This window comes from Candidatus Tumulicola sp. (assembly GCA_036490475.1).
In the GTDB taxonomy this organism is placed as follows: Bacteria; Vulcanimicrobiota; Vulcanimicrobiia; order Vulcanimicrobiales; family Vulcanimicrobiaceae; genus Tumulicola.
Window position 1 is genome coordinate 277300 of sequence record DASXDT010000002.1, and the last position, 7772, is coordinate 285071.

General features: G+C 59.5%; 9 protein-coding genes. 6 read left to right on the plus strand and 3 right to left on the minus strand.

What is annotated here, in order from left to right; translation table 11 throughout:
- Window positions 1–6: 6 nt before the first annotated feature.
- The gene (locus tag VGF98_02790; GenBank protein HEY1680552.1) at window positions 7–990 is read right to left on the minus strand and encodes an electron transfer flavoprotein subunit alpha/FixB family protein; all 984 of its coding nucleotides are present in this window, start codon (window positions 988–990) and stop codon (window positions 7–9) included.
- Between the two features lies 1 nt (window position 991).
- Window positions 992–1777 (minus strand): electron transfer flavoprotein subunit beta/FixA family protein, encoded by a 786-nt coding sequence (locus tag VGF98_02795; protein HEY1680553.1) that lies wholly within the window; start codon window positions 1775–1777, stop codon window positions 992–994.
- 117 nt (window positions 1778–1894) lie between these two features.
- Between VGF98_02795 and VGF98_02800 the strand changes: the two genes are divergently transcribed.
- From VGF98_02800 to VGF98_02825, 6 genes are all read left to right on the plus strand, one after another.
- Window positions 1895–3760, plus strand: coding sequence for a hypothetical protein (locus tag VGF98_02800; protein ID HEY1680554.1), 1866 nt, complete (start codon window positions 1895–1897; stop codon window positions 3758–3760).
- A complete protein-coding gene (locus tag VGF98_02805) occupies window positions 3750–4364 on the plus strand; it encodes a hypothetical protein (protein ID HEY1680555.1) in 615 nt (204 codons plus the stop codon). The genes VGF98_02800 and VGF98_02805 overlap by 11 nt, the downstream gene beginning before the upstream one ends.
- A complete protein-coding gene (locus VGF98_02810; protein HEY1680556.1) occupies window positions 4364–4813 on the plus strand; it encodes a hypothetical protein in 450 nt (149 codons plus the stop codon). Before VGF98_02805 ends, VGF98_02810 begins: the two co-directional genes overlap by 1 nt.
- A gap of 80 nt (window positions 4814–4893) precedes the next feature.
- Window positions 4894–6030 (plus strand): hypothetical protein, encoded by a 1137-nt coding sequence (locus VGF98_02815; protein ID HEY1680557.1) that lies wholly within the window; start codon window positions 4894–4896, stop codon window positions 6028–6030.
- Window positions 6031–6224: 194 nt separating this feature from the next.
- Window positions 6225–6872 carry a hypothetical protein gene (locus VGF98_02820; protein ID HEY1680558.1) on the plus strand — a complete coding sequence of 216 codons (648 nt, stop codon included), beginning with the start codon at window positions 6225–6227 and terminating at the stop codon, window positions 6870–6872.
- A complete protein-coding gene (locus VGF98_02825) occupies window positions 6863–7261 on the plus strand; it encodes a hypothetical protein (protein ID HEY1680559.1) in 399 nt (132 codons plus the stop codon). The genes VGF98_02820 and VGF98_02825 overlap by 10 nt, the downstream gene beginning before the upstream one ends.
- A gap of 5 nt (window positions 7262–7266) precedes the next feature.
- On the opposite strand, the gene VGF98_02830 is transcribed toward VGF98_02825, so the two are convergent.
- On the minus strand, window positions 7267–7772 hold a 506-nt coding region (locus VGF98_02830), incomplete at its 5' end, for a hypothetical protein (protein HEY1680560.1).

Below are 7772 nucleotides of genomic sequence, written 5' to 3' on the forward strand. Positions count from 1 at the left end.
GTTCGCCTACGACGACGCGTTGGCGGATTCGAGCAATTTCGTTAATTCCGGAACGATTGCGAAGGCGTCCCCCACGACGAGCAGGTCGGAGAATTCGCCGATGGCGGCCGAACCATCTTTATTAATGGCGACGATCGTGCCGGCCGAGCGCATGCCAACCTTGTGCTGGATCGCCCCCGAGATGCCGATGCCGATATATAGGTTCGGCGTGACGGTCTTGCCGGTCTGGCCGATCTGCAGGCTGTAAGGCACCCATCCGGCATCGGCGGCAGCTCGCGAAGCGCCGACGGCGCCGCCGAGCGCGCGCGCCAACGGCTTGAGCATGGTATCAAACGGCTCGGGTCCGCCGAGACCGCGACCGCCTGCCACGACGACCGGTGCCTCCTCGAGCGCCAGTTCGCCGGCGCCCTCTTCTACGTCTCGCTCTATCTTGGCAACGTACTGCTTGCCGGCGGGCTTCTCGATCGCCTCGACCTGCGCGCCGGCTCCGGCGGTTTGCGCCTCGAACGCGTTCGGGCGGACGGTAGCAATCCCGTAGTCGGCCGGCAGGATGGTGCAGGTCGTCACGAGCGCGCCGCCCATCTTCGGAGCGGTGCAGGCGACGGCGCCGTTATCGACACGGAACTCGGTCACGTCGGCCGCGAGACCGGCCTTGAGACGAGCGCTGAGACGGCCGGCCACGTCGCGGCCCGACAACGTGTTGGGAACCAGCAGCAACGCCGGTCCGGTAGAACCAGCGACGGCGGCGACGTAGTCGACGACCGGGTCGAGCAAAAACGCGTCGACGTCGGAGTCTTCGCTGACGTGCACGATGTCGATCGGATAGGCTGCAAGTTGTCCCGCGAGGCGCTGCGCGCCGCTACCGAGGATGACCGCGTGCGCTTTGCCGCCCAGCGCGTCGGCCAATGCTCGAGCTTGCGTAGCCATTTCGAAGGTGACCTTGCGGGTCTGTCCACCGCGGTGCTCGACGTAAACGATGACGTCTTTCATCTTAGGCCAGCCTCTTCTCGCGTAAAAATTCGAAAATCGCGGCCGCTCCGGCAGCTCCGTCGGCAGCTTCCACAACGCGACCCCGTCCACGGGCTGGCGGCGGAGCGAAGCTCTCGATGGTCACTTTCGACCCAGCGGCACCGACCGGCGCTTCCAGCTCGAGGTCGGCGGTCGACAAAGCGGCGATCGTCTTTTTCTTGGCTCCCATGATGCCCTTGAGCGATGCGTACCGCGGCTCTCCAAACGTCAGGGCGGTCGTGAGCAGCGCGGGTAACGCGACGTCGACCGTTTGGTAACCGGTGTCCGTCTCGCGCTCCACGCTCAAACGATTGTCAGCAATTTCCGCCTTGCGTGCATTAGTAACGCATGGCACTTGCAGATGCTCGGCGAGAGAACCCGGAACGGCGCCGGTGCTTCCGTCGTCCGTCAGTCCGCCGACGATCAAGAGGTCGAATCCAATTTTCGACAGCGCACGGGACATCGCGAGCGACGTCGTCCAAACGTCGCTGCCCGCCAATGCGGGGTCGCTAAGAAAGACGGCCTCGTCGGCGCCCATCGCGAGCGCTTTACGCAACGTCTCTTTTAGCGCTTCAGGCCCCATGCTAAACACCGTCACGGTCGACCCGGGCGCGCGTTCGCGTAATTGCAGCGCGGCCTCGAGCGCGTACTCGTCGTACGGATTGAGCACCGTTTCGACGCCGGTCCGCACGAGGTGCTTCGTTTGCGGATCGAGGCGCTTCTCGGCGTTTGGGTCTGGAACAAGTTTGACCGTTACCACGATCTTCACGTGGATTATAGACCTCCTGGCAAAGGGCGTGGAGAACCTGGCGCTATTGGTTTTTCCTGCTAGCCGGACCTGCCGGAGGCCGGAGGTGCGCCAGGCATCGCTAAGAACCGGGCTCCCATGCATCGTTGGATTCGTCTTTTCGCGGCAGTCGCCGCGGTTGTAGCGGTTGCGGCGGCAAGGAACCAAGCGCAGGCCGCGCCGACCGTTACTTTGGTTCTCGACGCGTCCTCGGCGGCGCGCGGAATTATGTACGTTCACGAAACCGTTCCGGTAACTCCGGGCCGGTGTACGCTGGTCTATCCAAAATGGATTCCCGGAGAGCATGGGCCGACCGGACCGCTCAACGATCTGGCCGCCATACGTATTTCGGCCGGCGGCAACGCGCTCGACTGGCGTCGCGACGACGTCGACATGTACGCGTTTCACGTGACGGTGCCACCAGGCGTGCAGACGTTAGACGTGAGCTTCGATGTTTTGATGAACGCGCCACACGACGTGATGTCGACGCTCTCGTTGGCGATCGTCAACTGGAATCGCGCATTACTGTATCAAGACGGCGTAAATTCGCACGATTATCAAATCAAACCGTCGATTTTGTTGCCCGCCGGCTGGCAGTACGCGACGGCGCTTCGCGATCCAGTGCAAACCGGAAATCGCGTCGATTTCGCCGTCACGCCGCTGGAGATGCTCGTCGATTCACCGCTGGATCTCGGACGGTTCGTGAAAAAATGGAATCTATGGCAAGATGGAACAGCGTTCGTCCAGCTCGACGCGTTCGCGGATCAGCCGCAGGATCTCGATATCCCCTCCGATCTGCTCGCGGCGTATAAGCGCGTGCCGGCCGAAGCGTTCGCAATGTACGGATCGCGGCATTTTTACGACTATCACGCGTTACTGACGCTGAGCGACTCGGTCGACCCGCAAGGCATCGAACATCATCAGTCGAGTGACGATCGCGCCGACACCGGTTTTCTTACCGATCCGGACGAGTCGCTGGCCGACGGTGACTTAATTACGCACGAGTTTTCGCACTCGTGGAACGGCAAATACCGGCGCCCCGCGGATTTAACGACGCCGAACTTTCAAGTGCCGATGCGCACGGATCTGCTCTGGGTGTATGAGGGCATGAATCAGTATCTCGGCGACTTGCTATCGTTTAGAGCGGGCATCCGCGAACCAAAGAAATATCCGGAGTATCTGGCGACGGAGTATGCCGACGAGGATCTGGAGTCGGGGCGTTCGACCACGCCGCTCATCGATCTCACGACGAGCGCACCCTATTTGTATCAGGCGCTAGGTTCGTACGACTCGATCCGTCGCAACTCGGGCGATTTTTATACCGAAGGCGAACTGCTGTGGCTCGACGTCGACACGATTATTCGCGCGCGGTCGCACGGCGCGCGTTCGCTCGACACGTTCCTGCATCGTTTCACGGCGCCGCCGCTGACCGGACCGATCGTCGACACCTACACCCGCGAGCAAGTCGAGCGTTTGTTGGGTGAAGTCGAACCGTACGATTGGCAAGCCTTCTTTGAAAAGTACGTGTATCACCCGACCGAACATCCGCCGACCGACGAACTCGAGCGCTCGGGTTGGAAAATCGTCTACACATCCGCGCCGAACGAATTTCTCGAAGCGAACGGCGACGGCGGAGTCAACGGTTGGTATTCGTTTGGAGCGTCGATCTCTGCAAAGGGAACGGTTCGCGACGTTCGCACCAACTCGCCGGCGTGGGCGGCCGGCCTGGCGCCCGGCATGGTGATTCAAGCCGTCGCGGGACAAGCGTTTTCAGGTGGCGCATTCCGGTACGCGCTTCGGGCTACCAAGGGTGGAAGCGGATCGATTCCGTTAATCGTTTCGCAGAGTGGCTGGTTCCAGACGCTCAACCTCGACTACCATGGTGGCATACTCTATCCCCATCTCGAGCGAATCGACGGCACGCCGGATATGCTCGGTGAACTCGCCGCGCCGCATGCGAAATAACGCTCGCAACACACCTCGCATCGCAGGCGGCTTGATCGCCGCCTGCCTATTTGCGTTTTTTAGCTGCTCCCCGGCGTGTGCCGCGTCGAAAACGCTCGTAACGTTCTTTTCCCCATGGACGTCTGCCGGCACCCTTCGGTTGGATTTTCACGTGGTCGAAACGGTAACCGGAAATTGCTGGACGGACTCGCTTTCGACGAGCCGAGGCGATGCCTATCGATGCATGGCGCACGACTCGATTTACGATCCATGCTTCGCGCCGACCGGGCATCCGCACGCCGTCGCGTGTTCGAACGACCCGTTCGCGAAACGCGTCGTTCTATTCAAACTCACGAAGCCATTGCCGTCGGCTCCGACGCCGATGACGCAATTTTTGCAGCCGCACAATCAGCCTTGGGGCTTGCGCTTGACGAACGGCGAGAAGTGCTTCTTCGAGACCGGCGCGACCGACGCGGTGCATGACGAACGCCTAAATTATCAATGCAAAGACCCTCGGTGGATCATCGGCCAGCCAGATAATTCGACCCCCTTTTGGACCGCCCAGAGCGTCAACTGGCCGAACAAGCGCATCACGCACGTCTCGATTGCACAAGTCGTCTTTTAGTGGCTAAAGCGAGATTCGGCGCACAAATTCAAGAGCTCGGCGAGCCGGCGTTTAAGCTCGAGAACTTTTCGCTTTGGATTCGCGGTTGGGAAACCGACTGGACCGATAACTGGATCGACATCACCGCTCACTTTAGTTCGCTCGCCTCGAGCACTCTTATCGCGGGCACGTTCGCTCTCGCCGACGATCTCTACGCCGGGTTGATACAGTTCGAGGACTTGCACAAGTCGTTAAAGGGTAAGGCGGTTTTCGAAAGCACTGAGCCGGGATTCAAAATCGAACTCACGGCAGGACTACGCGGTCAGCTCGAGTTCGAACTAACGATGTCGCCGGGATATTGGGAAGAGTACCGTTACGAAACGGAGATCGACCAGTCGTATTTGCCTGCTGCGATCGAGCAGCTGAAAACCATCGCGCAAACGTACCCGCCGAGTAAGCGCGAATCGTAACCACGGAACCGGCGCCTTTACGGAGGACAGGGCTCTGGCCTTACAACTTCGTTATTGGCGGTGGAGCGTTCGTCCTGACGGTGTGGCTAATCAGCCGTGTACTGGTAGCGATCGGTTTTCTTGCGATCCAGCGTCCTCATCTCGGAATGGTCACCAACTGGGATGGACGATGGTACGAGACGATCGCGACGACTGGTTACAGTTACTCGGCAAACGGCGGATATAGTTCCGTCGCCTTTTTTCCCTTGTACCCGCTGGTCGTGCGCGTGCTCATGTTCGCCCACGTACCATTCGATGTTGCGGCAATCGTCGTCTCGAATGGCGCGTTCTTGGCGACCCTCTGGGTCGTATTCGGGTGGATCCGCGAACGCATAGGTGTCGTAACGGCGCGCTGGACCGTAGCGGTCCTCGCATTTTTTCCGTTATCGCTTTTTGGCAGCGTCGCCTATTCTGAAGCGCCGTTCATGTTGCTATCGGCGCTCGCGTTGCGCGATTTCGATGGAGCGCGGTATGGACGCGCCGCTGTATGGACCGCGCTCGCATCGCTCGCAAGACCCGCCGGCCTTTGGCTCTTACCGGCTTTCTTACTCTCCGCCATTATCGAGAAGCGAAAAACCGCCGCATTCCTGTGCGCCGCGGCCGCAACGACCGGCGTTGTCGTAATGGGCACGTACTGCGGCATTCGATTTGGCGATCCGTTGGCTCCGCTGCACGCCGAAGCCGCGTGGCGTCAAATCGACGGCTCGGGACTATCGCGATGGGGCGTACTTGCAATGCGCGGTACGTATTCGTTCGAACACTGGCGTTTTCAATTGCAGTTGCTGTTCATCGCCGTAGCAATCGTCCTCTTGAAGCGAATGCCGCCGTGGCTGACGATATCGCTTTGGGCGTTTGTCGTATATTGGGAGCATTGGGCCTGGGCTAGGGATTTTCCAACCGCGACGATCATTTTGCTGGGCGGCTTCGCGCTCTGGTATTTTCGCAAGGCACTGGGAGCCGCCGCGGTCGTTTTTGGTTTTTCGGCAATACTCAGCCTGGTGGCCGGTGGGGCACCCGTATCCATCGATCGTATTCTGTACGCAGTACTTCCTTTTTCGATCGCACTCGGGTGCTTCTTCGCAACGTTTCCGTATGTGGGCGTGCCGATGGTATTAGCGTTCGGCTTCGATCTCGTTCGTCTAGCATCGGCTTTCGCTCGCTCCGAATGGACTGCATAGTCGTCGCAGACGGCGTTCGAAAGGCCCTATTCGATGGGCTGAGCCGGCGCCAGATTCGGAATCGGCTCGCCGGCACGTTTCGCCCATTGATCAATACCCGTTCAACGCTTGTAAACGACCAGGCAAGCAGGCCGCCTCTTTTGAAACTACCTTCAGGAAATGCGGCAGGCAACAATGCTGAGGGAGGGATGCCCGTGATGCGTTCGGATCTATGGAGCCTTTTTGGAGTTCTCGCATGCGTCCTAATAGCCGGCTGTAGCGGCGGCAGCGCCCCGACCGTGCCTCAACCTTCGTTTTCGAGCGGACCGGTCGTGCTCGGCCGCGGGACCGTTGCCGTCGTCGACCGGCAACCCTCGGTCACGAAAGTTTTGATCTTTCCACCGCATAGCGACACGTTCACCGGCGAACTTTCGATCCACACATCACGACAGATCGCCAACTCGGCGGCATTCGACCGGCGAGGACGTCTCTTTATCGGGCTCAACGACCCATCTGCCGGTGGCAAATACGAGGTTCTCGAGTTTAACGTCCAGACGCTCAAGCTCGTACGCGACATCACGAATCTGCCGTCGTGGTCGCGCAGTTCCGTTGCTACCGACGATGAAAACGTGCTGTACGTTAACACCAAGTCACTTGTCGGCGGCGACATTAAGCTCTACCGGCCTGGTGAAACCAAGCCTTCGATCGAAATTAAAGATCATCACAGTCCGGTTGCGATGACCGTCGCGAGCGGTTCGCTGTGGGTTGGATTTGAAGGCGCCTTCGCCGATGCGTTAGCGCGGTATCGTCTGCGCTCCACAATCGAACGTGGTTTGAGACGATCGGCAACCATTTGCCGCTAAAGCTAGCGGTCAATCCGGGCGGCTCGTTGATTGCGGCGAAGTTGTACCGTAATTCGAAAGGCGCGGTCGACGTGGCCGACGTTAGCTCCGGAAAGCGCAAGCGCATCTTGGACCTCGGTCCCGAAGCGATGGCGAGCGATGATTCGGGTAACCTGTACGCGGCGGAATTGCGCGGCAAGATTCACACCTGCACGTTCACCGGCTGCTCGGGTTCCTTCGATACCGGTGCCACGAACTTGGCGTTGGCCGTCAGCCCGATCGGAGGATTAGTGTACGTTGCGTGCATCGGCAAAACCAGCCTTCAAGTTTTCGATCCGCGGAGCAGAAGCCTAACGTACATTCCCATCCAAGGCGGCGGAATTCTGAGCGCTATCGCGATCGAGCCGTAACCCGATCATCGGTGCTGGGATGGCGCTAAGTTTGGAATCGGTTCCCCGTTGTGAATTTTCCATTGCTCTCGATCGAAAACCCAGTTGGGCTCCGCGTTCGGAAACGAAACGTCGAAAATGTGCCATTTCGAAGTGCCTCCTAGATGGGCGTTCGCGCCTTCTGCCGCGACGTTCACGAGGTAACCGTCGATGTTGCGAGCGTCGACTGTGATGAAATACGAATAGTCGTCGCCCGGATAATTTTCGACGAAGCGCTCCGCGATGTATCGCACGGGCAAGTTCGTAACGGTATCGATCCAGATTTCGCGCAAGACGTTGTGCTTTGGATTTCGCAACGGCGTGAGTTTGAGATGGTAGCACGGTCGTCCAGCGATATCGGCAACTCCGCGATCGGCGATTTGATATGCCAAGCCTTGAGAGGCCATTACGGTTGCGATCACCCTCAAATTCGCAGGCGTCGCCTCAGCGTCGCTTCCCTCGAAAAAATCCGGACGAGCCGGGCGGACGTACC